Below are 25,223 nucleotides of genomic sequence, written 5' to 3' on the forward strand. Positions count from 1 at the left end.
CGAAAAGACCCGCACCTGCCAGGGTGCGGGCCTTTTCGTCTGTCAGGAGCCGGCTCAGGCGGTGCCCAGGTGGTGGACGCGGACCATGTTGGTGGTGCCGGGGACGCCGGGCGGGGAGCCTGCCGTGATCAGCATGGTGTCGCCCGTCTCGAAGCGCTGCAGCCGCAGCAGCTCCGCGTCGACCAGTTCGACCATCTCGTCGGTGTGGTCGACGTGCTTGACCACGAACGTCTCCACACCCCAGCTCAGCGTCAGCTGGTTGCAGGTGGCCGAGTCCGTGGTGAAGGCGAGGATGGGCTGGCTGACGCGGTAGCGGGACAGCCGCCGGGCCGTGTCGCCGGACTTGGTGAAGGCGACGAGAGCCTTGCCGTCGAGGAAGTCGGCCATCTCGCAGGCCGCGCGGGCGACCGAACCGCCCTGGGTGCGCGGCTTCTTGCCCGGCACCAGCGGCTGGAGGCCGCGGCCCAGCAGCTCCTCCTCGGCGGCCTGCACGATCTTCGACATCGTCTTGACCGTCTCGATGGGGTACTGCCCGACGGAGGACTCCGCCGAGAGCATCACCGCGTCGGCACCGTCCAGCACCGCGTTGGCGACATCGCTGGCCTCCGCGCGGGTGGGCCGCGAGTTGGTGATCATCGACTCCATCATCTGGGTCGCCACGATCACCGGCTTGGCGTTGCGGCGGCACAGCTCGACGAGCCGCTTCTGCACCATCGGGACCTGCTCCAGCGGATACTCGACCGCCAGGTCGCCGCGGGCCACCATCACACCGTCGAAGGCCAGCACGACCTCCTCCATGTTGGAGACGGCCTGCGGCTTCTCGACCTTGGCGATGACCGGTACCCGGCGGCCGACCTCGTCCATCACCCGGTGCACGTCGCGTACGTCCGAGGCGCTCCGCACGAAGGAGAGGGCGATCATGTCGGCGCCCATCCGCAGCGCGAACTTCAGATCGTCGACATCCTTCTCGCTCAGCGCCGGCACGTTCACCGCGGCGCCGGGCAGGTTGATGCCCTTGTGGTCGGAGACGACACCGCCCTCGATGACGATGGTGCGTACCCGGGGGCCCTCGACCTCGACGACCTGGAGTGCGACGTTCCCGTCGTTGATCAGGACCGGGTCGCCCTTGGAGACGTCGCCCGGCAGCCCCTTGTAGGTGGTGCCGCAGATGGTCTTGTCGCCCGCCACGTCCTCGGTCGTGATGGTGAACTCCTCACCGCGGACCAGCTCGACGGGGCCCTCGGCGAAAGTCTCCAGCCGGATCTTGGGCCCCTGCAGGTCGGCGAGCACGCCGACGGCGCGGCTCGTCTCCTCGGCGGCCTTGCGGACGCGGTGGTACCGCTCCTCGTGCTCGGCGTGGGAGCCGTGGCTCATATTGAAGCGGGCCACGTTCATACCCGCCTCGATCAGCGTCTTGAGCTGTTCGTAGGAGTCGACGGCGGGGCCCAGGGTGCAGACGATTTTGGAACGGCGCATGGTGGCGATCCTATCGTTTTGTTTAGGTACTGAACGATTCGGGGGCGGCTCCCCCGGGCGTCAGGGCCGCTCAGCTCGGGGCGACCAGCGCGTAGGTCTGCTCTGCGATCTCCAGTTCCTCGTCGGTCGGTACGACGGCCACCTTCACCCTCGCGTACTCGGGCGAGATCAGCCGTGCTTCCTTCCCGCCCGCCGCGTTGAGCTCGCCGTCCACCGCCAGGCCCAGTTCCTCCAGGCCCGCGACGGCGGCCTCGCGCACGGGGGCCGCGTTCTCCCCGACGCCGGCGGTGAACACCACGGCGTCGACCTTTCCCAGTACGGCGTAGTAGGCACCGATGTACTTCCGCAACCGGTGGATGTAGATGTCGAAGGCCAGGGTGGCCGCCGCGTCGCCCGCGTCCACCCGGCGGCGGATCTCCCGCATGTCGTTGGCGCCGCACAGCCCCAGCAGGCCGCTGCGCTTGTTGAGCAGCTCGTCCACCTCGTCCACGTCCATCCCGGCCACCCGGCCCAGGTGGAAGACCACCGCCGGGTCGATGTCACCGGACCGGGTTCCCATCACCAGGCCCTCCAAGGGGGTCAGACCCATGGAGGTGTCCTCGCAGCGCCCGCCGCGCACGGCGGAGGCCGAGGCGCCGTTGCCCAGGTGCAGCACGATCAGATTGACCTCGGCGGGGTCCTTGCCCAGCAGCTCGGCCGCCTTGCGTGAGACGTAGGCGTGCGAGGTGCCGTGGAAGCCGTAGCGGCGCACCCGGTGCGCGTCCGCCGTCTCCGTGTCGATGGCGTAGCGGGCCGCGTGCTCCGGCATCGTGGAGTGGAAGGCGGTGTCGAAGACCGCGACCTGCGGCAGGTCCGGGCGCAGCCGCTGCGCCGTACGGATGCCGGTGACGTTGGCCGGGTTGTGCAGCGGCGCCACCGGGACCAGCCGCTCGATCTCCTTGAGCACCGCGTCGTCCACCACGGTCGGCGCGGTCAGCTTCAGCCCACCGTGCACCACCCGGTGGCCGATCGCGGCCAGGTCCGGGGAGTCCAGGCCGAGCCCGTCGGCGGCCAGCTCGTCCGCGATGGCCCCCAGCGCCGCGTCGTGGTCGGCCAGCCGGCCCTCGCGGGTGCGGGGCTCGCCGCCGGTGGCCAGCGGCTGGTGGGAGACGGCCGAGGTCTCCTCGCCGATCCGCTCGGCGAGCCCCGCGGCCAGCCGGGTGCGGTCGGCCATGTCGATCAGCTGGTACTTCACCGACGACGAGCCGGAGTTGAGGACGAGGATCCGGGTGGGGCTCACAGCAAGGGGCTTTCTCTACGGGGGCGGGGTTCGGGAACCGATCGGGGACGGGAGTCGGGGAGACCGGGAAGGGGGGATCAGCCGACCGCGCCGCCGGGCACCGGGTCGTCGCCCTGCGCCTGGACGGCCGTGATCGCCACGGTGTTGACGATGTCCTGCACCAGGGCGCCCCGGCTCAGGTCGTTGACCGGTTTGCGCAGCCCTTGGAGCACGGGACCGACGGCGACGGCCCCTGCCGAGCGCTGCACGGCCTTGTAGGTGTTGTTGCCGGTGTTCAGATCCGGGAAGATCAGCACGGTCGCCTGCCCCGCCACCCGGGAGCCGGGCAGCTTGGTGGCGGCGACCGAGGGCTCCACGGCAGCGTCGTACTGGATCGGTCCCTCCGTCAGCAGGTCGGGGCGGCGCTCACGGACCAGCTCGGTGGCCCGCCGCACCTTGTCCACGTCGGCGCCGGAGCCCGAGGTGCCCGTCGAGTACGACAGCATCGCGATCCGCGGCTCCACCCCGAACCGTGCCGCGGTGGCGGCCGACTGGATCGCGATGTCCGCGAGCTGCTCGGCGTCCGGGTCGGGTACCACGGCGCAGTCTCCGTAGACCAGCACCCGGTCGGCCAGGCACATGAAGAAGACGGAGGAGACGATCGAGGCGTCCGGCCGGGTGCGGATGATCTCGAAGGCGGGGCGGACCGTCGCCGCCGTCGAGTGCACGGCGCCGGAGACCATGCCGTCGGCCAGCCCCTCGTGGACCATCATCGTGCCGAAGTACGAGACGTCCGAGACGACGTCGTGGGCGAGTTCGTAGGTGACGCCCTTGTGGGCGCGCAGCTTGGCGTACGACTCGGCGAAGCGCTCCCGCAGCGGGGAGGTCTGCGGGTCGACGACGCGCGCGATGGCTCCGCCGGCGCCCGAGGCGGGCTGCGCCGGTGTCTCGTCGTCCGCCGGCAGGTCGAGGCCGATGCTCAGCTCCGCGGCGCGCTTGCGGACCACCGTCGGCTCGCCCAGCAGCGTCAGGTCGCAGACGTTGCGGCGCAGCAGCACCTCGGCGGCGCGCAGCACCCGCTCCTCGGTGCCCTCCGGCAGCACGATGTGGCGTCGCTTCGGGGACCCGGCGCGCGAGCGCTCCACCAGCTCGTGCTCGAACATCATCGGCGTGACCCGCTCGCTGCGCTCCACCGACAGCCGCTCGGACAGCCGGGCGGTGTCCACATGGGTCTCGAACAGCCCCAGCGCGATCTCCGCCTTGCGGGGGGTGGCCGCGGTCAGCTTGCCCTCCAGCGACAGCAGCGCGTCCGCGGTCGGCATGGAGCCCTCCGGTACGACGAGCAACGGCGTGCCCGGCGCCAGCCGGGAGGCCAGCGCCAGTGTCTGCTCGCCGGGGCGCTCGTCCAGGGTGAGCAGGAGACCGGCGATGGCGGGGGAGCCGGCGGAGTGCGCGGCCAGCGCACCGATGATCAGATCGGAGCGGTCGCCGGGTGTGACCACCAGGCAGCCCTCGGTCAGCGCGGGCAGGAAGGCGGGCAGGTGGGCGCCGCCGAAGACCAGGTTGCGGACGTCACGGGAGAGCCCGGCGTGGTCGCCGAGCAGCACTTCGGCCCCCGTCCTCTCCTTGACCTGGGCGACCGTGGGCGCGGCCAGCGCGGGCTCCTCCGGGAGCACGAACACCGGCTCCGGAAGCCGCTCGGCCAGCCCCCGCACCGCGGCGGCGGCCTCCGGGTCGGCCACCCGGTTGGCGACCATCGCGATCAGATCGGCGCCCAGCGAGGCGTAGGCGTGGTGGGCGTTGCGCACCTCGGCGACGACCGCCTCCGGGGACTGGTCGCGGGCCGCGACCACCGGCAGCACGGCGGCACCGAACTCGTTGGCCAGCCGCGCGTTGAGGGCCAGCTCGGCGGGCAGTCCGGTGTCGGCGAAATCGGTGCCGAGGACGAGTACGGCCTCGTACGTGTCGGCAACCTGGTGGTAGCGGTCCACCAGGCGGGATATCAGCTCGTCCGTGCCCTGCTCGGCCTGGAGCGCCGCCGCTTCCTCGTAGCTCATACCGAAGACGGAGGAGGCGGGCTGACTGAGTCGGTAGCGGCTGCGCAGCAGGTCGTACAGGCGGTCGGGCCCGTCGTGCACCAGGGGACGGAAAACCCCGACGCGGTCGACCTGACGGGTCAGGAGCTCCATGACGCCCAGCTCGACGACCTGTCGGCCGTCGCTGCGTCCGATGCCGGTCACGTACACGCTGCGCGTCACGCGCTGTCTCCTCCGGGTCGCGGTCGAGATCGCCTTGGGGGTTTCTTGAGCGGTATTGCCTAGAAAGCACCCGTAAGGGTATGGCTATACCCTTGACAATACCCGCGCTTCTGGCTAGGCCGCTCGCCAGGAGTGCGACCCGCGACCCCGGGCACCGGGCCGGGAGGAGAGCGGAGCAAGGGGGTCCGGATGCTGGGCGGGATCCATGCCCTCGCGTTCAAGACGTGAAACAATCGCACCGGCTCACACGGACCAGCGGCACCCCCGGACAGTGAGGTCCGACCGTGCCCAAGCGGCCCGTCCCCGGGCGGGCATCTACTTCAGCAGGAGAAGCGAACCCCATGCGCATCGGAGTCCTCACCGCAGGCGGAGACTGCCCCGGTCTCAACGCCGTGATCCGATCCGTCGTGCACCGTGCCGTACACGACCGCGGCGACGAGGTCATCGGCTTCGAAGACGGATTCAAGGGCCTGCTCGAGGGCCGCTACCGCCCCCTGGACATAAACTCCGTCAGCGGCATCCTCGCCCGCGGCGGCACCATCCTCGGCTCGGCCCGGCTGGAGCGCGACCGGCTGCGTGAGGCGTGCAACAACTCCGAGGAGCTGATCGACCGCCTCGGTCTGGACGCGCTCATCCCCATCGGCGGCGAGGGCACGCTGACCGCGGCGCGGATGCTCGCCGAGATCGGGCTGCCGGTGGTCGGCGTCCCCAAGACCATCGACAACGACATCTCCGCGACCGACCGCACCTTCGGCTTCGACACGGCCGTCGGCGTCGCCACCGAGGCCATGGACCGCCTCAAGACCACCGCCGAGTCCCACCAGCGCGTCATGGTCGTGGAGGTCATGGGCCGGCACGCCGGCTGGATCGCCCTGGAGGCGGGCATGGCGGCCGGCGCCCACGCCATCTGCATCCCGGAGCGCAACTTCGAGGTCGACGACCTGGCGAAGATGGTCGAGGAGCGGTTCGCCCGCAACAAGAAGTTCGCCATCATCTGCGTCGCCGAGGGCGCGCACCCGGCCGAGGGGTCCATGCCGTACGAGAAGGGCATGATCGACCAGTACGGTCACGAGCGCTTCGCCGGCATCGGCAACCGGCTCGCGGTCGAGCTGGAGCACCGGCTCGGCAAGGAGGCACGGCCGGTCATCCTCGGCCACATCCAGCGCGGCGGCACACCCACGGCCTACGACCGGGTGCTCGCCACCCGCTTCGGCTGGCACGCCGTCGAGGCCGCCCACCGCGGGGACTTCGGCCGGATGACGGCCCTGCGCGGCACCGAGATCGTCATGGCCCCGCTCGCGGACGCCGTCTCCGAACTGAAGCGGGTCCCGCAGGACCGGATGGACGAGACCGAAGCGGTCTTCTGAGCTCCGGTTCCGCAGCACCGGGCGTGTCGCCCACCCGGCCGCGGTGCCGCGAGGGACGCCCCCGGCCTCGCGTCACCCGGCCTCCTCCGGGGAGACCGTGAGCCGGGAGCGTCCCATCGTCTGCACGAGGTGCACGAGGGTGCGCCGGTTGACGGTCACCCGGAACTGACCGTTCTTCTCCTCGACGGCGCCGATCCGGGGGAAGGCGAGAAAGTTCAGCACCTCCTGGATCTCCCCTTCGTCGGTGGCCGGTCCGCCCTTCCGCAGATCGCGTACCAGGTCGCGCAGAGTCAGCCAGCCCTCCGAGTACTCCGCCTCCTCCAACAAGGCGTCCACGACGGCTCGTTCGACGGCGAAGCGCCGCTCCTCCTCCTGCCGGGCGGCCTCGATCTGCTTCTCCCGGGTCGCGGGATCGCGGGCGGGGTCGAGCAGAAGGTCGAGGAGTTCGCCTGTGAGGGGCACCGTCTGCCGGCTTCGGACCACGGCGGCCAGTAGCCCGGTGTGCAGGACGGCGACCTTGCCGTCCTTGCGGGCGGCGGTCAGTACCCGCTCGTGGAACGCGGGGCCGATGAGCAACGTCGCCTCGGCCTTGAGCTTTTCACGGTGCTCGGCGAGCCCTTCCAGATCGACGGCCTTGCGCTCCACCGCCCCCGTCGCGGTGGCCTTGGCCTCCACGGCGAAGGTCCGTTTCCGAAGCCCGACTCCGAGCCGTACGGCGCCGTCGGTCCGGCCGCTTCCTCCCAGATGTACTCCCTCCAGGCCCAGCTGTTCCAGCGCGGCGACGGCGGCCTTCTCCAGCCGGACGTGGTCCTCGCTTTCCCTGGCCGCGATTTCCAGTTCGGCCGCCACCTCCTCCGCCGTGGCTCGCGGCCCGTGGCCCGGTGCGCAGTCGGCAGCCGCCCCCGTGGAGCGGGGAAGGGCGCTGATGACCGAGTCGGGAGGCAGGGTGCGGAGGAAGGCCCGGCCGAGGGGCGTGGCCTGGTAGGTCTTGCTGGTGATCTTCTTCACGAGCCCGCACGACTCCAGCAGATGCAGGCGTGCGTTGACGGCCGCCGGCGTGAGGCCGTCGTCCACGCATTCCGAACTGTGCCGTACGAGGGAGCTTGTGGAGACCGTTTCCGTGCCGAGCACGGCCAGGATTTCGCCGAAGTACCGGATCGCGGAGTGGATGATCCGGGCCAGGTCGAGCGGGTCGTCCTCCGCCAGCCAGGCTTCTGCGGCGGCAGCGGGGGTCCAGGCGTTCTCACCGACGCGGGTGAGCAGCCCGAGGGCACTGACCGCGTCCAGCACGGTGCTGACGGAGGAGACGGCGACCGGCTTTCCCGAGACCTTGTCGCACAGCTGACCGAATTCCTCGCGCGTGACCTCGGGGCGGGAACCGGCGACCAGGGTCCGCAGCGCGCGGAGGCGGCCGTTGTCGTCCTTGGACCCGGGGATGTAGAGGTTCCGACCGGTTCCCCTGGTCTCCCAGCCCTTGGTGGCCCGCTCCTCCCAGAGGCTGGTCACCGCGGCGGCTGCGCGGGCCACGCTCGGGGACGCGCTCTCTTCCGGGCTCCGCGCGCCGCCTGCCGGTTCGCCGAGCACCAGGCGGCCCAGCAGTGTGCGGCCGGCGTCGGTGAGCCGGGCCTTGCCGTCGAAGTACGCGATCATGCCGGTGACCCGGAGCCAGATCGTCCGCTGGCGTACGGGAGTTACCGTCTGCCAGCTGAAGCCGTATGCCTCCTTGCCCAGCCTCAGCAGGTCCTCCAGGCCGAGCGGCCCGTCGCTGAGTGCCGCCAGCAGCTCGCCGACGAACGCCACATGGCGGTGGAAGGTTCCCACGAGGAGGTCATGCTGCCCCGTCCGCCGCCAGTCCAGCGCGGTGGCGGTGGGCACCACCCGTGACCCCTCGCGCGCCACGACCCCCACACTTCCCAGGCGCCGCACGGCATCGCGGACGGTGACGCTGTCGCCCTCGTCCGGCCAGGCAATGCGGTCCGTGGCCTCGCGCCCGGTGCCGAGCTGGTCGATGAGCCGCCGTAGGGCGGCGAGTTGTTGATCGTTGCCACCGGGCAGCAGGGGCAGGGAGTCGGAACGCGAGGCAAGCGGAGACAGCGTTCCGGTGGACGTGCTGTCGAGAGAAGGCGTCGTCACCAGCAGGAGTGTAGGCAAGGGAGGGGGCAACCATCCGATGAAGAGAGAAAGACAGTGATGTCGGTGGTCAAGGCAGCGCTGGCGGCGGCAGGTCACTTCGTGCCCGTACTCGGCCCAGTGGCCTCACCGGGTGAGGAGGATGACAACGACGATCAGAACGCCGGCGAGTGGCAGCAAGACGGTGCCCCGTCGGCCCCGGTCGGGGATCAGCCGGCTGATCTGCGCGGCGGTCGGCGTCCATTCCGGGTCGCACCAGACACGTCTCGCCGTGGAAGGAGTCGTGGGCGTGGGGACTCCGCGGCGCGGGGCGGGCACCTGAGGAGGGTGGTAGGGAGTGCGCAGGCCGGACGAGGCGGGGCGGCGGTCCTCGACGTGCGGACCGGGCTCCCCTTCCCGTGCCGGTGCCGCGCCCCGGCCCGGTGCGACACGGGCACTCTCGTTCTCGCGGACCGCCCGCGCGACATCCCGTATCCGCTCCAGCGCCCGCGCCGCGTCCGTCGGGCGGTCGGTGGGGTCGCGGGCCATCAGGTCGAGGACCAGGCGGTCGAGGCAGGCGGGGAGTTCCGGGCGGGCGCGGCTGGGGCGCAGGGGCACGTCGTGCAGGTGGTTGAACATGACGCCGGCCGCCGAGCCGGTGTACGGCGGGCGGCCGACGAGGAGTTCGTACAGGACGCAGCCGAGCGCGTACAGGTCGGTGCGTCCGTCGACGCCCTCCTGCCGGAACTGCTCGGGCGCCATGTACAGCACGCTGCCGAACGGCATCCGGCCCGTCGTCGTCAGCCGGGGGTCGGTGGAGCGGGCCTCGACGAACTTGGCGATGCCGAAGTCGACGACCTTCGCCCGGCTGTCCCCCTCGGCGCCCTCGACCATGATGTTGGCCGGTTTGATGTCGCGGTGCACGACGCCCGCCGTATGGGCCGACTCCAGCGCGCGGCACACATCGGCGGTCCAGCGCAGCGCGTCGGTGAGCGGGACGCGGCCGGTGTCGCGCAGCACCTCGTGCAGTGACGTGCCGTGCACCAGCGCCATCACGAGGAAGGGCGTGCCGCTGTCGGTGCCGTGGTCGTGCACGGTCACGATGTGCGGGCAGTCCAGGGCCGCGGCCGAGCGGGCCTCGCGGTGGAAACGGGCCAGCAGTTCGTCGCGGTCGGTGCCGTCGGTGACGCCGCGCTGCGGCATGAAGACCTTGACGGCGACCTCCCGCCCCAGCCGAAGGTCGCCGGCCCGCCACACCTCGCCCATCCCGCCGGTGCCGAGGAGTTCCAGCAGTTCGTACCGGTCCTGCAGCCGACGCCCTCGCATGCGCTCATGCTAGGTTCACCCGTCCGCCCGGTCGGCGGCCGGGCCCCGCGCGAAGGCGAGCACGGCCAGCGCGCAGGCGGCGAGCCCGGCGCCCACCAGCAGCACCGTGCGCAGCGGTGCGGCGTCCACCACCCGCCCGCCGGTGAAGGCGCCCAGCGCGATGGCGGCGTTGAAGACGGAGGCGAACAGGGCACCCGCCGGCTCGCGTTGCAGCGGCGCCGCGGCGAGGACCCACGCCTGGGCGCTGACCGAGAGTCCGCCGTAGGCCAGGCCCCACAGCAGCAGTACCGCGACGGCGAACCCGGTGGCCGAACCGGCCGCCGCCAGCAGCACCGTCGTCACCGCGATGCCCGCGCCCAGCGTCAGCAGCGTGGCCCGGGGCCGGTGTGCCGCGCGGGCGCCCGCGGCGAAGTTGCCGACGATGCCCGCCGCGCCGTAGCCCAGCAGCAGCGCCCCGATCAGCGCGGGAGCGACGCCGGAGATCTGCTCCAGCACCGGCCGAACGTAGGTGTAGGCGGCGAAGTGCCCGGTCACCAGCAGCGCGAGGAAGACGAAACCGGTGCGCAGCCGCGCGTTGCGCAGCAGCCGCAGCAGGGTGCCCGGCCTCACCGGGCGCTCGGCGGGCAGGGCGGGCAGCAGCAGTGCGAGGGCCAGTGCGACGGCCACCGCGAGAGCTGCCGCGGCGCCGAAAGCGGCCCGCCAGCCGACCACTTCGCCCAGCATGGTGCCCGCGGGGACGGCCAGTACGCTCGCGATGCCGATGCCGCCGAAGACGGCCGCCAGCGCGGTGCTCCGCGAGTGCTGCGGCACCAGCCGTACCGGGAGGCCGGCCGCCAGTGCCCACACGCCGCCCAGTGCGATGCCCACCAGGACGCGGGCGATCAGCAGCACGGTGAGGGAGGGCGCCACGGCGGACAGTGCGTTGGCGGCGGCCAGCAGCAGGGCCAGTCCGGTCAGTGAGGTGCGCCGGTCGAGTCTGCCGGCGGCCAGGGGGACGAGGGGTGCGGCGAGGGCGGCGACGACGCCGGTGAGGGTGACGGTCAGCCCCGCGGAGCCCTCGGAGACGTGCAGGCTGTCGCTGAGCGGGGTGAGCAGCCCGACGGGCAGCATCTCGGCCGCGGTGACCGCGAACGTGGCCGAGGTGAGCGAGGCGACGGAGAGCCAGACACGCAACGGGGTGCGGTGCGGTCCCGTGGAGGGGGTGGAGGTGAGGGTTTCTGCCATGCCCTCAGCCTTCGGCCGCCACCCGGTCGGGAACAACGGCGGACTTCTCATCCTTCCATGAGCGGGACTCATCGGTGCGGCGGACGGAGTCGACGCGCAGCCGCGCAGTGTGACAGTGGGAGGCTGAGTTGGACAGGGCCACGCAGATCCGTTCGCTGGAGATGAGGGAGCTGGAGTGCTTCCTCGTCCTCGCCGAGGAGCTGCATTTCGGACGTACCGGTGAGCGGCTGTACGTGTCCCAGAGCAGGGTCAGCCAACTGCTGCGTTCTTTGGAGGGCCGGATCGGGGCGCGGCTGGTGGAACGCACCAGCCGTCGGGTGGAGCTGACCGCACTGGGCTCCAGCTTCCTCGCACAGCTGCGCCCTGCCTACGGGATGCTGGGGGACGCCGTGGACGAGGCGCGGGCGGCGGCGCGGTGCGTGGCCGGGCGGCTGCGGCTGGGGTTTCTGGGCAGCGCCAACCACCGGCTGACGGCGGCTCTCGGCCTCTTCCACGCCCGGCATCCCCAGGTGGTCACGGACATCGTGGAGATCACCATGGCGGATCCCTTCGGCCCGTTGCGGCGCGGCGAGGTGGACGTGGCCGTCGTCCTGCTGCCCGTCGAGGAGCCGGATCTGGTGGTGGGCCCCTGCTTCGGTGAACAGTCCTGGATGCTGGCCGTCCCGGCGCACCATCCGCTGGCCGCCCGCGGCACGTTGGACGCCGAGGACCTGGCCGACAGTCCCCTCGTCGCTGCCGCGCCGCCCGCCCCCGACTACTGGCGCGACCACCAGGCGCCGCCGCGCACCCCGCAGGGCCGTGCCACCCGGCGCGGACCGGCTGTCGCCACGCTGCAGGAGGGGCTGGCCAACGCCGCGGCCGGGCGCGGGAGCATGCTGCTGTGCCGCCCCACCGCCGAGGCGCACGCCCGCGCGGACATCGCCTATGTCCCCCTGGAGGGGCTGCCGTTGTCGGAGCTGGCGACGGTGACGGTCCGAGGTGCGGACACCGCGCTGCTGCGGGCCTTCGCCCGGGCGGTGACCGACTCGGCCCGGCCCTGGGCGGCGGCGCCCGGCGCGGAGCCGGCCGCGGTGCCAGTCCCCAACTTCACCTAATCGCAATCTCCTTGGAGCAGGCCCCGACGCCGCCCTCTCGACCTGCGGCCATGGAGGTTCGGTGGAGGCGCGGCGAACCGGCCCTTGGCCGGGAACAGTTGGATATTGCGGGGTCCGTGTGTCCTGCGTGGTGGATGCGAGTACCGTGCTGTCACCCGCCGTACGTGCCTCTCGTGCGGCGTGGTCCTACCGGAAGGAAGACGATGACAGCACTGCGCCTCAGATGGCAGCGGTCGGTCGCCATCGCGGCGACCGGTGCCGCGGCGTTCGTCGGCACCGCGATAGCGGCCGCCCCCGCCCAGGCACACACCCCCCAATGGTCGGTGACCTGTGACTCGGTCTCGATCGATCTCAAGCAGTACGCCGAGAAGGGCAACAAGGTCACCGTCAAGGCGGGTGACAAGGTCCTGATCGACGACACCTTCGGCCGCAGCTTCCACAAGAAGGTGGACCTGCCCGAGCACAGCAAGCCGCTGGACGTGACGGCCCAGGTCGTCGCCTCGGACGGTGACCAGTTCTCCTGGGGCCCGGAGACGAAGCAGTCCCCGGTCTGCGAGACGGAGAAGCCCACCCCCGCCCCGGAGCCCAGCGAGTCGGAGTCCACCTCGCCCTCGCCCAGCGCCAGCCCCTCGCAGAGTGCGAGTGAGAAGCCGGAGCCGAGCGCGCCCGAGAGCAGCACCAGCGCCCCGGCCGAGAAGCCGCAGGGCGGCGGTGACGACCTGGCCGAGACCGGTTCCTCCAGCAACACCCCGATGATCGCCGGCATCGCGGCCGCCGTGGTCGTCGCAGGCGGGGCCCTGGTGGCCTTCGCGCGCAAGCGCCGTTCGTCGCAGAACTGACCGCGGCGCCGACCGCGACGGGGCTGTCCCCCGTGCAGCCCTGAACCGTTGGGTCGGGTGACTGACGACAGCCCGTACCACCGCCCGGCGGCCCGCCCCACCCGGCCGCCGGGCATCCCCGTCCGCCCGCCCGGCCCGTCCCGCCGCGTCGGCACGCACCTGCGACGGCGGAAGGGCGCGGCAGGCGCGGCAGCGCGACCGTCGCGTCGGGCTACTGCCCGCCTCGCCACAGATAGTGGTGCTCGGGGCGTCCCACCTGGCCGTAGCGCTGCCGCCGTTCCGCGCGCCCCGTGGTGACGAGGTGTTCGAGATAGCGGCGCGCGGTGATCCGGTTGACGCCCAGCGCCGACGCCGCCTCGCTCGCCGTCAGTCCGGCCCCGGCCGCCTCCCGCAGCCGTTCCGTCACCCCGGCGAGCGTCGGGGCGCTCAGCCCCTTGGGCAGGGTCGAGGCGGTCGGCGCGGCACGCAGCACCGACAGGGTCCGGTCCACCTCGTCCTGGCTCACCGCCTCGCCTCGCGCCTCCGCCGTGGCCCGGAAGTCCGCGTACCGCAGCAGCCGGTCGCTGAGGGTACGGAAGGTGAACGGCTTGAGCACATGCTGGACGACGCCGAGCGAGACCCCCTCGCGGATCAGTGTCAGATCGCGCGCCGAGGTCACCGCGAACACGTCCTCCGAGTGGCCTGCCGCTCGCAGCGAGCGCAGCAGGTCCAGGCCGTTGCCGTCGGGCAGGTACAGGTCGAGCAGGATCAGATCGACGCCGCCCGCCCCCCGGGCCGTGGCCTCCTCCAGGGCGCGGAGCGCCTCCGCGCGGGAGTGGGCCGTCGCCGCCACCTCGAAGCCCGGCACGCGGCTGACATAGAGGGCGTGCGCGTCGGCAGCCACGGGGTCGTCCTCGACGACGAGGACGCGGAGTGTCATCGCGGCGCCTCCTGGGAGAGTGCCTCATGAGGGAGTGCCTCCCGGGGGAGCGGCAGCCGCACCTCGAACTCGGCGCCCGCGCCGGGAAGGTTGCGCGCCTCGGCCTCGCCGCCGTGGTGGCGGGCCGTCTGCCGGACGAGGGCCAGGCCGATGCCGCCGCCCGGACCCGGCTTCGTGGACCAGTTCCGCTCGAAGAGGTGGCCCTCGGCGTGCGGGGGGAGGCCGGGGCCGTTGTCGGCGACGCGGAGCAGCAGCGCGCCCGGGGCCAAGGTGCGCCGGACGGTGACGGTGACCTGCGGGGAGGGACCTCCCGACACGGCCTCCAGCGCGTTGTCGATCAGATTGCCCAGCACCGTCACCAGATCGCGGCCCGGCAGCCCGGCGACGTCCTCGACGCCCGAGTCCGGACTGAGGGTCAGTTCGACGCCGCGTTCCTTGGCCTGGGCGGCCTTGCCCAGCAGCAGCGCGGCGAGCACCGGCTCCCGGACGGCGTTGACCACCCGGTCGGTCAGTGCCTGTGCGAGCTCCAGTTCCTCGGTCGCGAAGCGCACGGCTTCCTCCACCCGGCCCAGTTCGATGAGGGAGACGACGGTGTGCAGCCGGTTGGCCGCTTCGTGGGCCTGGGAGCGCAGGGCCTCGGCGAAGCCGCGCACCGAGTCCAGTTCGCCCGCCAGGGCGCGCAGTTCGGTGTGGTCGCGCAGCGTCACCACCGCGCCGCGCCGCTCTCCGCCGTCCACCGGGGCGGTGTTGACGACGACGATCCGCTCGCCGGTCAGATGGACCTCGTCGACTCGTTCCTCGTCGGCCAGCAGCGCCTCGGTCAGCTCGGTCGGCAGACCGAGGTCCGCGACGCGCCGGCCGACCAGCTCCTCCTGCTCGTCCCGGCCCAGCAGAAGGCGTGCCCCGTCGTTGACGAGCGCGACCCTGCCCTGTCCGTCGAGCAGCAGCAGTCCCTCCCGTACCGCGTGCAGCGTCGCTTGGTGGTAGTCGTACAGCCGGCTCAGCTCGGCCGCGTTCATGCCGTGCGTATGGCGGCGGAGCCGGGCGTTGATCACATAGGTGCCCACGGCGCCCAGCGCGAGGGCTCCGCCGGCGACGGCCAGTATCGCGGTGAGCTGTTCGCTGACCCGCCTGCTGATGGTGTCGACGGCGATTCCGGCGCTGACCAGGCCGATGATCCGGCCCCGGCGCCCGTCGTGCCCGGCCTCCCGGATCGGGGTCACCACCCGTACCGAGGGCCCCAGGGTGCCGGTGTAGGTCTCGTCGAAGGTGCGGCCGCGCAGCGCGGGCCCGATATGCCCGACGAACTTCTTGCCGATCCGGTGGGGGTCTGGGTGCGTCCACCGCCTGCCGTCGGTGTCCATGATCGTCACAAAGGTGACGCCGGTGTCGCGGCGTACCTCTTCCGCGTACGGCTGCAGCAGCGCGCTGGGGTCGGCGGAGCGGATGGCCTCCCGGACGGAGGGAGAATCAGCCACCGCCTCGGTCGTGGCCCGGGCCCGATGCGTCGCTGCCTCCCTGGCCTGTGACTTTCCGGAAACGTAAGCGAACACGGCGCAACCGGCCACCACCACCGCGACCAGCACCACCTGCATGGCGAAAAGCTGGCCCGCCAGGCTGCGCGGGCGGGACCGCACAGGCGGGCGGAGGCGGGGAACGCGCATTCTCTCAGTCTGCCGTGGCTTGTTTCGTGCACGTAATGCACGTAAGGGTGACGCACGTCGCACCGTGTTGCATAGTCGCCGGGACTCAACACGATCCGGATTCGCAATCGAGCGTCCACCAGGGCGTTCCCGCGAGGACATCGTGAAGCGACCCACGGACGAGGAGCCGCCGACGTGTCGAAGAAGACACCGCAGCAGGCCGCAGCGGGTGCTGCACCGGGAGGCCCGGCGATGAAGCAGCCGAAGCGGGACCGTACCCATTACCTCTACATCGCGGTGATCGCCGCGGTGGTGCTGGGCGTCATCCTGGGGCTGACGGCACCGGGCGTGGCCACCGAGCTCAAGCCGCTCGGCGAAGGGTTCGTCAACCTCATCAAGATGATGATCTCGCCGATCATCTTCTGCACGATCGTGCTGGGCATCGGCTCGGTGCGCAAGGCCGCCAAGGTGGGCGCCGTGGGCGGGCTGGCGCTCGGCTACTTCCTGACGATGTCGCTGGTCGCGCTGGGGATCGGGCTGTTCGTCGGCAACATCCTGGAACCCGGCCATGGGCTGCATCTGACCGAGGCCGCGCGGGACGCGGGCTCCTCGCAGGCCGGGGAGAGCCAGGGGACGGTCGAGTTCCTGATCGGCATCATCCCCACCACCATGGTCTCCGCCTTCACCCAGGAGCAGGTCCTCCAGACCCTGCTGGTCGCGCTGCTGGTCGGCTTCGCGCTGCAGGCCATGGGCGAGGCCGGGGCGCCGGTGCTGCGCGGTATCGGGCACATCCAGAAGCTGGTCTTCCGGGTGCTCGCGATGATCATGTGGGTGGCCCCGGTCGGCGCGTTCGGCGCGATGGCCGCCGTGGTCGGGGAGACCGGCGTGGACGCGCTGAAGTCCCTCGCCGTCATCATGATCGGCTTCTACACCACCTGTTTCCTGTTCGTCTTTGTGGTGCTCGGGCTCATCCTGCGCGTCTTCACGGGCATCAACATCTTCGCGCTGCTGAAGTACCTGGGGCGTGAGTTCCTGCTGATCCTCTCCACCTCCTCCTCCGAGTCGGCGCTGCCGCGACTGATCGCGAAGATGGAGCACCTGGGCATCAGCAGGCCCGTCGTCGGCATCACCGTTCCGACCGGTTACTCCTTCAACCTCGACGGCACGATGATCTACCTGACCATGGCCTCGATCTTCGTCGCCGAGGCCATGGGCAACCCGCTGGGCATCGGCGAGCAGATCTCGCTGCTGCTCTTCATGTTCGTCGCCTCCAAGGGCGCCGCCGGAGTCACCGGCGCCGGCCTCGCCACCCTCGCGGGCGGTCTGCAGTCCCACCGCCCCGAGTTGGTGGACGGCGTCGGTCTGATCGTGGGCATCGACCGCTTCATGAGCGAGGCCCGCGCCCTGACCAACTTCGCGGGCAACGCGGTGGCGACGGTACTGATCGGCACCTGGACCAAGGAGATCGACCGGGAGCGGGTACGGGAGGTGCTGGCCGGGCGGCTGCCGTTCGACGAGCAGACCCTGTCCGCGGAGCACGAGCCGGCCCCGGCCGAACCGCTCACCAAGAGCGAGCCGCTCGACCGGGTCCCCTCGCAGGCCACCACCAAGGCCTGACCCCCGGGCCCCGCAGGCTCCGAGCGCGGGTAGGGGCGCCCCGTCATACAGCGGGGCGCAGCCATATGGTCGCGAGTGGGGGGAGCACCAAGGGCAGGGACGCGGGGCGGCCGTGAGCCGGTTCGGGTTCGACCGGGAGCGGGGTCGCATTGGCGACCCCGCTCCCGCCGTAGCGGGCCGCGTCCGTGTTGAGGACCTCGCGCCAGCCCTCCCACTGCTCCGGCACCCCCAGGCGGTAGCCCTCCCGGACGACGGGGGAGAAGTTGCTGACCGCCAGCAGTGGGCTCCCGTCGGCGGCGAACCGCAAGAAGGCGAGCACATTGTCCTCGGCGGCGTCCGCGAGGACCCATGCGAACCCCGCGGGTTCGGTGTCCCGCTCCCACAGCGCGGGCGTCGCCAGATATTCGGTGTTCAGCGCGCGCACCAGGTCGCGCACTCCGCGGTGGTCCGGCTCCGCGGCGTAGGAGGGATCCAGCAGCCACCAGTCGGGTCCGTGTTCCTCCGACCACTCGGCCCCCTGGGCGAACTCCTGTCCCATGAACAGCAACTGCTTGCCCGGGTGGGCCCACATGAAGGCCAGATAGGCGCGGTGGTTGGCACGCTGCTGCCACCAGTCGCCCGGCATCTTGGCCACCAGCGACCGCTTGCCGTGCACCACCTCGTCGTGCGAGATCGGCAGGATGTAGTTCTCCGACCAGGCGTACACCAACGAGAACGTCATCTCCCCGTGGTGATACCTGCGGTGCACCGGCTCCTTGGACATGTACTCCAGCGAGTCGTGCATCCAGCCCATGTTCCACTTGAAGCCGAAGCCGAGCCCGCCGAAGCCGCCCTCGCCGACGTGGTGGGTCGCGCGGGTCACCCCCGGCCACGCGGTGGACTCCTCGGCCGCCGTGATCACCCCGGGGCAGCGCCGGTAGACGGTGGCGTTCATCTCCTGGAGGAAGGCGACCGCCTCCAGGTTCTCCCGCCCGCCGTACACGTTCGGCGTCCACTGCCCCTCGCCGCGCGAGTAGTCCAGATAGAGCATCGAGGCGACCGCGTCCACCCGCAGTCCGTCGATGTGGAACTCCTCGCACCAGTACACGGCGTTGGCCACCAGGAAGTTGCGCACCTCGCGCCGCCCCAGGTCGAACTCCAGCGTCCCCCAGTCCGGATGCTCGGCCCGCGCCGGGTCGGGGTGCTCGTACAGCGGCGTCCCGTCGAACGCGGCCAGCGCCCACTCGTCCTTGGGGAAGTGCGCCGGTACCCAGTCCATCAGCACCCCGATGCCGGCCTGGTGCAGCGCGTCGACCAGGTACCGGAAATCGTCCGGGGCGCCCATGCGGGCCGTGGGTGCGTAGAACCCCGTGACCTGGTAGCCCCACGAGCCGCCGAACGGGTGCTCGGCCGGCGGCATCAGCTCCACATGGGTGAAGCCCAGGTCCCGCACATACGCGGGCAACTGCTCGGCCAGCTCCCGGTAGTCCAGCCCCGGCCGCCAGGAGGGCAGGTGCACCTCGTAGACCGACAGCGGCTCCCGGTGCGGAGCGGTCTGCGCCCGGGCGGCCAGCCACTCCGCGTCCTGCCACGTGTAGCTGGATGCCTCCACCACCGACGCCGTGGCGGGCGGGCACTCGGTGCGCCGCGCCATCGGGTCGGCCCGCAGCGTGTGCGAGCCGTCGGGCCGTGCGAGGTCGAACTTGTAGAGCGCGCCCGTGCCGACGCCGGGCAGGAACAGCTCCCACACGCCGGAGGAGCCCAGCGACCGCATCGGTGCGGCGGTCGGGTCCCAGTGGTTGAAGTCCCCGGCGACCCGCACGCCCCGCGCGTTGGGTGCCCACACGGTGAACCGGGTGCCGCGCACACCCTCGACGGTCATGGGGTGTGCCCCCAGCGCCCGCCACAGCTCCTCGTGCCGGCCCTCGCCGATCAGGTGCAGGTCCACTTCGCCGAGCGTGGGCAGGAACCGGTACGGGTCGGCGGTGGTGATCTCGTCCTCGCCCGGACCGGCGCCGTACCGGATGACGAACTCGTATCCGGGTGCGGCCCCCGGCTCCCACGGCAGCACCCCGCCGAACAGCCCGTCCCCCTCGTGCCTGAGGTCGGCCCGTAGCCCCTCGGCGACCAGGGTGACGGCCTTGGCGTACGGCCGCAGCGTGCGGACCGCGACCCCGCCCGGGGCCGGGTGCGCGCCGAGCAGCGCGTGCGGGTCGTGGTGGGTACCGGCCAGTAGCCGGGCGCGCTCCTGGCCGGGCAGCGGGGTGGGGGCCTCGACCTCGCGGGGCGGGGAGAGCGGCTTGTCGTCACGCACGTGCTTCCTCCTCCAGTGGGGCCGGGCGGACGGCGGAGAAACGTTCATGCTGAGGGCGGGGAGCACGGCGACGCGTGCGGGGGAGCCGCCAGTCGCCGGATCGCGGACAGCGGGATCTCCAGCCACGAGGGCCGGTTGCGCGCCTCGTACAGCACCTCATAGACGGCCTTGTCCGTCTCGTACGCGCGCAGCAGCACGGCGTCCTCGCGCGGATCACGCCCGCACGCCTCCGCGTAACCCGCGCAGTAGGCCGCCCGGTTGGCCGCCGCCCACTCGCGGGAGGACGCGCTGTGCGGCCCGGCCGCCGGGGCTTGGCAGGCCGCGTAGTCGAACGAGCGCAGCATCCCGGCGATGTCCCGCTCCACGGGCTGGGGCGCACGGCGCTCGGCCAGCGGGCGAGCGGGTTCCCCCTCGAAGTCGATGAGCGTCCAGCCGTCCGGGACACGGTCGCCGTCCGGGCCCAGCGCCTGACCGAGATGCAGATCGCCGTGTACGCGCTGGGCGGGCAGTGCCCGCCGCCGACTGCCGAGTACGGTCAGCGCGCGGAAGACGTCCAGCAGCGCGGTCCGGTACGGGCGCAGCGCGGGCACCGCCGCACTCGCCGCCTCCAGCCGCCCGGCCATGCTCTGCGCCGTGCGCTCCACATCGGTGCGGGACAGTGTGCAGGTGGGCAGGGCCTCGGCCAGCCCGGTGTGGACGCGCGCCGTCGTACGGCCCAGCGCCCGGGCCGCCGGTGTGAAGTCCGTGCCCTTCGCCAGGGCCCGCAGCGCCAACTGCCAGCCGTCCCGGGTGCCGGCGAGGTAGGGCTGGAGGATGCCCAACGTCCTGGAGCCGTCGCCGGGTTCGCCCCCGTCCACACCGGCCGCGAACCACGCCAGCGGCGGCGGCACATGGGAGCAGCCGTGCCGGGAGAGGGCCAGGGTCAGCTCCAGTTCCGGGTTCACACCCGGCTCCACCCTGCGGAACACCTTCAGTATCGCCGCGTTGCCGTACACCACCGAGGAGTTGGACTGCTCGGCGTCCAGGAGTCGCGGGCTGCTCCGCGCCGGGAGCGTGGCGTCCCGCTCCCGGCGGAAGCGCAGCGGTCCCAGGGTGCCCGGGGTGCGCAGCCGCTCCAGCAGCAGGCCGGTCAGCCGCGGGTCCCGTAACGCCTCGTAGACCGCCGTGCCGCGTAACGGCCCCGCCGACGGGCGCCCGATGAGGGCGGGGGCCAGCTCGGGCGGGAGGGCCTCGCGAACGCCGAGCAGCAGTTGGTAGCAGCCGCCGCTCTCGTGGGGCCGGGCCCGGACGAGGAGGTGGAGGAGGCCCGGGGCGCCCCCGCCGCCGGTGCCGTACGGCAGCACTTCGGTGGCCGCCACGAGGGAGACGTCCGTGAGGGGGCGTCCCTTCCCGGCGAACCAGCGCTGGTGAGGGAGCCATTCCTTCAGTTGCGGGCCCAGCGATCGTATGAGGGACGACGAACCGTCCAACATGGCGTCCTTCCCGTTTCGTCGGGGACAGCGCCTCGAAGGGGCGCGGGGAGCCGTGCGAGCAACCACGACGCACCCGCGACCTGCACACGGCACCCGGGGGCACCCCTTGTCGGCACGGCGGGGATCAGGACCTGCGCAGGCGGAACCAGTAGAAGCCGTGCCCCGCGAGGGTGAGCAGATAGGGCAGCTCCCCGATGGCGGGGAAGCGGACGCCGCCGATCAGCTCGACCGGGATGCGGCCCTTCCACGCCCGCAGGTCCAGCTCGGTAGGCTGCGGGAACCGCGAGAAGTTGTGCACGCACATGACCAGGTCGTCACCGCCGTCGGGAAGTCTCAGCTCCCGCAGGAAGGCCAGGACGGCCGGGTTGGAGGAGGACAGCTCCTCGTAGGAGCCCAGTCCGAAGGCGGGGTTCTGCTTGCGGACCTCGATCACCCGCCGGGTCCAGTGCAGCAGTGAGCTGGGCGAGCTCATGGCGGCCTCGACGTTGGTGACCTGGTAGCCGTGCACCGGGTCCATGATGGTCGGCAGGAACAGCCGCCCCGGGTCGCAGGAGGAGAACCCGGCGTTGCGGTCGGGCGTCCACTGCATCGGGGTGCGTACGGCGTCGCGGTCGCCCAGCCAGATGTTGTCGCCCATGCCGATCTCGTCGCCGTAGTAGAGGATCGGGGAGCCGGGCAGGGACAGCAGCAGTGCGGTGAACAGTTCGATCTGCTTGCGGTCGTTGTCCAGCAGGGGCGCCAGCCGCCGCCGGATGCCGATGTTGGCGCGCATCCGCGGGTCCTTGGCGTACTCCGCGTACATGTAGTCGCGTTCCTCGTCGGTGACCATCTCCAGGGTCAGCTCGTCGTGGTTGCGCAGGAAGACGCCCCACTGGCAGCCGGAGGGGATGGGCGGGGTCTTGGCGAGGATCTCGGAGACGGGGTAGCGGGACTCGCGGCGCACCGCCATGAAGATGCGCGGCATCACGGGGAAGTGGAACGCCATGTGGCACTCGTCGCCGCCCTTGGCGTAGTCGCCGAAGTAGTCCACGACATCCTCCGGCCACTGGTTGGCCTCGGCCAGCAGCACCGTGTCCGGGTAGTTGGTGTCGACCATGCGGCGGACGCGCTTGAGGAAGGCGTGCGACTGCGGCAGATTCTCGCAGTTGGTGCCCTCCTGGGCGTACAGATAGGGGACGGCATCCAGCCGGAAGCCGTCGATGCCCAGGTCCAGCCAGAACCGCAGCGCCGAGATCATCTCGTCCTGGACCAGCGGGTTCTCGTAGTTGAGGTCCGGCTGGTGGGAGAAGAAGCGGTGCCAGTAGTACTGCTTGCGCACCGGGTCGAACGTCCAGTTGGACACCTCGGTGTCGACGAAGATGATGCGCGCGTCCTGGTACTGCTTGTCGTCGTCGGCCCAGACGTAGTAGTCCCCGTACGGTCCTTGGGGGTCGCGCCTGGACTCCTGGAACCACGGGTGCTGATCGCTGGTGTGGTTCATGACGAAGTCGATGATGACGCGCATGCCCCGCTGGTGGGCGGCGTCCACGAACTCCACGAAGTCGGCGATGTCCCCGAACTCCGGCAGCACGGAGGTGTAGTCGGAGACGTCGTAGCCACCGTCCTTCAGCGGGGACTTGAAGAACGGGGGCAGCCACAGGCAGTCGACGCCCAGCCACTGGAGGTAGTCCAGCTTCGCCGTGAGCCCTTTCAGGTCGCCGATGCCGTCCCCGTCGCTGTCCTGGAAGGAGCGGACGAGCACTTCATAGAAGACGGCGCGCTTGAACCAGTCAGGGTCGCGGTCCTTGACGGGTGTGTCCTCGAAGGTGTCGGGGACGGGCTCATTGACGATCATGAGTGGGTGACCCTCCGGTCGGTGAGGACGGTCGCAGGGTGAGGATGTGGGCCGCGGCGGGGGACTCACCTCCCGGCGTGAGCCGCACATAGTTGTTCCTGCCCCAGTGATAGGTCTCTCCGGTGAGCTCGTCGCGCACCGGGAAGGACTCGTCACCGCTCAACTGAGCGGCGCTCAGTCCGGATGCGAGTCGCGACATGTCCAACGACACCGTCGCCTCGTGGGTGTGGTGCGGGTCGAGGTTGATCACGACGAGCACGACGTCCGGTCGGGGCCGGTTGGTGTGCTTGGAGTAGACGAGGACGTTGTCGTTGTCCGCGTGGTGGAAGTGCAGGTCACGAAGTTGCTGGAGCGCCGGGTGGCGGCGGCGCAACCGGTTGAGCGTGGTGATCAGCCCGGTGATCGAGCGGCCCTCGCGGTCGGCGGTCGCCCAGTCGCGGGGGCGCAGCTGGTACTTCTCCGAGGACAGGTACTCCTCGCTGCCGGGCCGCACCGGCGTGTTCTCGCACAGCTCGAAGCCCGCGTACATCCCCCAGGTCGGCGAGAGCGTCGCCGCCAGCACCGCGCGGATCTCGAACGCGGGACGGTCGCCGTGCTGCAGATACGCGTGCAGGATGTCCGGGGTGTTCACGAAGAAGTTGGGGCGCAGATACGCCGCCGCCTCACCGGTCAGCTCCGTCAGATACTCGGTCAGCTCCTGTTTGGTGTTGCGCCAGGTGAAGTAGGTGTACGACTGCTGGAAGCCGATCCGCGCCAGGGTGTGCAGCATCGCCGGGCGGGTGAACGCCTCGGCGAGGAAGAGCACATCGGGATCGGTGCGGTTGATGTCGGCGATGACCTGCTCCCAGAACGCCACCGGCTTGGTGTGCGGGTTGTCGACGCGGAAGATCCGCACTCCGTGGTCCATCCACAGCCGCAGCACCCGCAGCGTCTCGCGCAGGATGCCGTCGGCGGCCGTCGGATCGTCGTCGAAGCACAGCGGGTAGATGTCCTGGTACTTCTTCGGCGGGTTCTCCGCGTGGGCGATCGAGCCGTCCGGGCGCTTGCGGAACCACTCGGGGTGCTCCTTGACCCACGGGTGGTCCGGGGAGCACTGCAGGGCGAAGTCGAGCGCCACCTCCATCCCCGACTCCCGGGCGCGGGCGACGAAGTGGTCGAAGTCCGCCATGGTGCCCAGATCCGGGTGGAGCGCGTCGTGGCCGCCGGCCGCCGAGCCGACCGCCCAGGGGGAGCCGACATCGTGTTCCGAGGCGGAGAGGGTGTTGTCGGGGCCCTTGCGGTGGGTGTCGCCGATGGGGTGGACGGGCGGCAGATAGACCACGTCGAACCCCATCGCGGCCACCGCGTCCAGCCGTCGGGCGGCCGTGCGCAACGTGCCGCTGACCGGTGGCTCGCCCTCCTTGACGACGGCACCCTCGGAGCGCGGGAACAGCTCGTACCAGGAGCCGAACAGCGCCCGGCGGCGCTCGACCTGGAGCGGGAGGGGGCGGGAAGGAGAGACCAGTTCGCGCAGCGGGTGGCGGGCGAGTACCGCTGCGACCTCGGGAGTGAACGCGGTGGCGACGCGGGCCGCGACGGGCCCGGTGGTCTCGCGCAGCGCGTCGGCCGCGGCCAGGACGACGGAGCGGTCCGCGGGCTCGGGCACACCTAGCGCGGCACGCTCGTGCAGCGCGGCGCCCTCCGCCAGGACGAGTTCGGTGTCGATGCCGGCCGGGACCTTGATCTGCGCGTGCTGCCGCCAGGTGGTGATCGGATCGCTCCAGGCCTCCACCAGGTAGCTCCAACGGCCCTCCGCCTCGGGGACGACCTCGGCCCCCCAGCGGTCGGTGCCGGGCGCCAGCTCGCTCATCGGGGTCCACGGCCCCGCCCGCCCGGCCGGGTCGCGCAGCACCACATTGGCACCGACTGCCTCGTGGCCCTCGCGGAAGACGGTCGCCGTGATCGGGACCGGCTGGCCCACCACGGCTTTCGCGGGACGGTTTCCGCACTCCACAAGGGGGCGGACATCGAGCACGGGAATGCGACCGATCATGAGCTCACCTATGGGCATAGCGGCATCTGGGTCTCCCGGCCTCAGGCCGGCGAGGGCGAAAGTCTCCGTACTGTGTCAGGCGATGTCACTGCGAAGAAGCGCTGGCCGGGCGCGGGCATGACGGCTCCTGCCCGCTTCACTCGGGTGGAGGCTGTGCCGGATACGGGCGTCGAGTGCGTAACGCTCGACATGTACCCGCGTTCCCGACAGTACGTGATACTTCCGTGACCGCAAAGGGCGCTTCCGAGATCAACTCCCGGTGCGCGTACGGGAGTTGAGCAGGCATATTGCTCCGGCAACACCCCCGTAGCACCGGGCGCCACGGCGACATCCCACGGCAACATCCGCCGCTTCGGGCCGCGCACGCGAACGGGCCCCGCCCCCGAGGAGGGGGACGGGGCCCGTGGGCCGTTCGTCGGGCGGCTCGACTCCGGGCTTCGAGCCGTGTCCTGCCGGTCAGCC

The 25,223-nt window shown here is 71.5% G+C and carries 16 protein-coding genes; 4 read left to right on the forward strand and 12 right to left on the reverse strand.

What is annotated here, in order from left to right:
- Positions 1 to 54: 54 nt before the first annotated feature.
- The 3 genes from pyk to pta all read right to left on the reverse strand — a co-directional run bounded on the left by pyk (position 55) and on the right by pta (position 4,992).
- Positions 55 to 1,476, reverse strand: coding sequence for a pyruvate kinase (pyk, locus tag JW613_RS12920; protein WP_185018170.1), 1,422 nt, complete (start codon positions 1,474 to 1,476; stop codon positions 55 to 57).
- Between the two features lie 70 nt (positions 1,477 to 1,546).
- Positions 1,547 to 2,755, reverse strand: coding sequence for an acetate kinase (locus JW613_RS12925; RefSeq protein ID WP_209210921.1), 1,209 nt, complete (start codon positions 2,753 to 2,755; stop codon positions 1,547 to 1,549).
- A gap of 77 nt (positions 2,756 to 2,832) precedes the next feature.
- Positions 2,833 to 4,992 (reverse strand): phosphate acetyltransferase, encoded by a 2,160-nt coding sequence (gene pta, locus JW613_RS12930; RefSeq protein WP_209210922.1) that lies wholly within the window; start codon positions 4,990 to 4,992, stop codon positions 2,833 to 2,835.
- A 341-nt stretch (positions 4,993 to 5,333) separates the two neighbouring features.
- Between pta and JW613_RS12935 the strand changes: the two genes are divergently transcribed.
- Entirely contained in the window at positions 5,334 to 6,359 is a 1,026-nt protein-coding gene (locus tag JW613_RS12935; RefSeq protein ID WP_099884352.1) for an ATP-dependent 6-phosphofructokinase, read from the forward strand.
- Positions 6,360 to 6,431: 72 nt separating this feature from the next.
- Here JW613_RS12935 and JW613_RS12940 read toward each other — a convergent pair whose 3' ends face one another.
- From JW613_RS12940 to JW613_RS12950, 3 genes are all read right to left on the reverse strand, one after another.
- Positions 6,432 to 8,492, reverse strand: coding sequence for a hypothetical protein (locus JW613_RS12940; protein ID WP_209210923.1), 2,061 nt, complete (start codon positions 8,490 to 8,492; stop codon positions 6,432 to 6,434).
- Positions 8,493 to 8,615: 123 nt separating this feature from the next.
- Complete coding sequence (locus tag JW613_RS12945; protein ID WP_209210924.1) at positions 8,616 to 9,794, reverse strand: protein kinase domain-containing protein; 1,179 nt, start codon at positions 9,792 to 9,794, stop codon at positions 8,616 to 8,618.
- Between the two features lie 15 nt (positions 9,795 to 9,809).
- Positions 9,810 to 11,018: an MFS transporter gene (locus JW613_RS12950; RefSeq protein WP_209210925.1), complete on the reverse strand. Its 1,209-nt coding sequence runs from the start codon at positions 11,016 to 11,018 to the stop codon at positions 9,810 to 9,812.
- A gap of 161 nt (positions 11,019 to 11,179) precedes the next feature.
- On the opposite strand from JW613_RS12950, the gene JW613_RS12955 reads away from it, so the two are divergent.
- Both JW613_RS12955 and JW613_RS12960 read left to right on the forward strand, forming a co-directional pair.
- A complete protein-coding gene (locus tag JW613_RS12955; RefSeq protein ID WP_209210966.1) occupies positions 11,180 to 12,112 on the forward strand; it encodes a LysR family transcriptional regulator in 933 nt (310 codons plus the stop codon).
- Positions 12,113 to 12,315: 203 nt separating this feature from the next.
- Positions 12,316 to 12,951: an LAETG motif-containing sortase-dependent surface protein gene (locus JW613_RS12960; RefSeq protein WP_209210926.1), complete on the forward strand. Its 636-nt coding sequence runs from the start codon at positions 12,316 to 12,318 to the stop codon at positions 12,949 to 12,951.
- Positions 12,952 to 13,162: 211 nt separating this feature from the next.
- Here JW613_RS12960 and JW613_RS12965 read toward each other — a convergent pair whose 3' ends face one another.
- Both JW613_RS12965 and JW613_RS12970 read right to left on the reverse strand, forming a co-directional pair.
- Positions 13,163 to 13,870 carry a response regulator gene (locus JW613_RS12965; protein ID WP_209210927.1) on the reverse strand — a complete coding sequence of 236 codons (708 nt, stop codon included), beginning with the start codon at positions 13,868 to 13,870 and terminating at the stop codon, positions 13,163 to 13,165.
- Complete coding sequence (locus JW613_RS12970) at positions 13,867 to 15,534, reverse strand: ATP-binding protein (RefSeq protein ID WP_209210928.1); 1,668 nt, start codon at positions 15,532 to 15,534, stop codon at positions 13,867 to 13,869. The genes JW613_RS12965 and JW613_RS12970 overlap by 4 nt, the downstream gene beginning before the upstream one ends.
- A gap of 231 nt (positions 15,535 to 15,765) precedes the next feature.
- Here JW613_RS12970 and JW613_RS12975 point away from each other — a divergent pair, with 231 nt between their 5' ends.
- Positions 15,766 to 17,130, forward strand: coding sequence for a cation:dicarboxylate symporter family transporter (locus JW613_RS12975; RefSeq protein WP_209210967.1), 1,365 nt, complete (start codon positions 15,766 to 15,768; stop codon positions 17,128 to 17,130).
- Between the two features lie 43 nt (positions 17,131 to 17,173).
- On the opposite strand, the gene glgB is transcribed toward JW613_RS12975, so the two are convergent.
- The 4 genes from glgB to JW613_RS12995 form a co-directional block, all read right to left on the reverse strand.
- Complete coding sequence (glgB, locus tag JW613_RS12980; protein ID WP_307865873.1) at positions 17,174 to 19,423, reverse strand: 1,4-alpha-glucan branching enzyme; 2,250 nt, start codon at positions 19,421 to 19,423, stop codon at positions 17,174 to 17,176.
- Positions 19,424 to 19,467: 44 nt separating this feature from the next.
- A complete protein-coding gene (locus JW613_RS12985) occupies positions 19,468 to 20,895 on the reverse strand; it encodes a maltokinase N-terminal cap-like domain-containing protein (protein WP_209210930.1) in 1,428 nt (475 codons plus the stop codon).
- A gap of 124 nt (positions 20,896 to 21,019) precedes the next feature.
- Entirely contained in the window at positions 21,020 to 22,729 is a 1,710-nt protein-coding gene (treS, locus tag JW613_RS12990) for a maltose alpha-D-glucosyltransferase (protein ID WP_209210931.1), read from the reverse strand.
- Positions 22,716 to 24,761 carry an alpha-1,4-glucan--maltose-1-phosphate maltosyltransferase gene (locus tag JW613_RS12995; protein ID WP_209210932.1) on the reverse strand — a complete coding sequence of 682 codons (2,046 nt, stop codon included), beginning with the start codon at positions 24,759 to 24,761 and terminating at the stop codon, positions 22,716 to 22,718. Before JW613_RS12995 ends, treS begins: the two co-directional genes overlap by 14 nt.
- Positions 24,762 to 25,223: the final 462 nt, after the last annotated feature.

Origin of the sequence: Streptomyces smyrnaeus (genome assembly GCF_017676345.1) — a bacterium.
In the GTDB taxonomy this organism is placed as follows: domain Bacteria; phylum Actinomycetota; class Actinomycetes; order Streptomycetales; family Streptomycetaceae; genus Streptomyces; species Streptomyces smyrnaeus.

Excerpts from the sequence above, each read along its gene's own strand:
- pyk (WP_185018170.1), bottom strand. The coding sequence starts at position 1,476 with ATGCGCCGTTCCAAAATCGTCTGCACCCTGGGCCCCGCCGTCGACTCC.
- JW613_RS12935 (WP_099884352.1), top strand. The coding sequence starts at position 5,334 with ATGCGCATCGGAGTCCTCACCGCAGGCGGAGACTGCCCCGGTCTCAAC.
- JW613_RS12945 (WP_209210924.1), bottom strand. The coding sequence starts at position 9,794 with ATGCGAGGGCGTCGGCTGCAGGACCGGTACGAACTGCTGGAACTCCTC.
- JW613_RS12950 (WP_209210925.1), bottom strand. The coding sequence starts at position 11,018 with ATGGCAGAAACCCTCACCTCCACCCCCTCCACGGGACCGCACCGCACC.
- JW613_RS12955 (WP_209210966.1), top strand. The coding sequence starts at position 11,180 with ATGAGGGAGCTGGAGTGCTTCCTCGTCCTCGCCGAGGAGCTGCATTTC.
- JW613_RS12960 (WP_209210926.1), top strand. The coding sequence starts at position 12,316 with ATGACAGCACTGCGCCTCAGATGGCAGCGGTCGGTCGCCATCGCGGCG.
- JW613_RS12965 (WP_209210927.1), bottom strand. The coding sequence starts at position 13,870 with ATGACACTCCGCGTCCTCGTCGTCGAGGACGACCCCGTGGCTGCCGAC.
- JW613_RS12970 (WP_209210928.1), bottom strand. The coding sequence starts at position 15,534 with ATGCGCGTTCCCCGCCTCCGCCCGCCTGTGCGGTCCCGCCCGCGCAGC.
- JW613_RS12975 (WP_209210967.1), top strand. The coding sequence starts at position 15,766 with ATGAAGCAGCCGAAGCGGGACCGTACCCATTACCTCTACATCGCGGTG.
- JW613_RS12985 (WP_209210930.1), bottom strand. The coding sequence starts at position 20,895 with ATGTTGGACGGTTCGTCGTCCCTCATACGATCGCTGGGCCCGCAACTG.
- treS (WP_209210931.1), bottom strand. The coding sequence starts at position 22,729 with ATGATCGTCAATGAGCCCGTCCCCGACACCTTCGAGGACACACCCGTC.
- JW613_RS12995 (WP_209210932.1), bottom strand. The coding sequence starts at position 24,761 with ATGATCGGTCGCATTCCCGTGCTCGATGTCCGCCCCCTTGTGGAGTGC.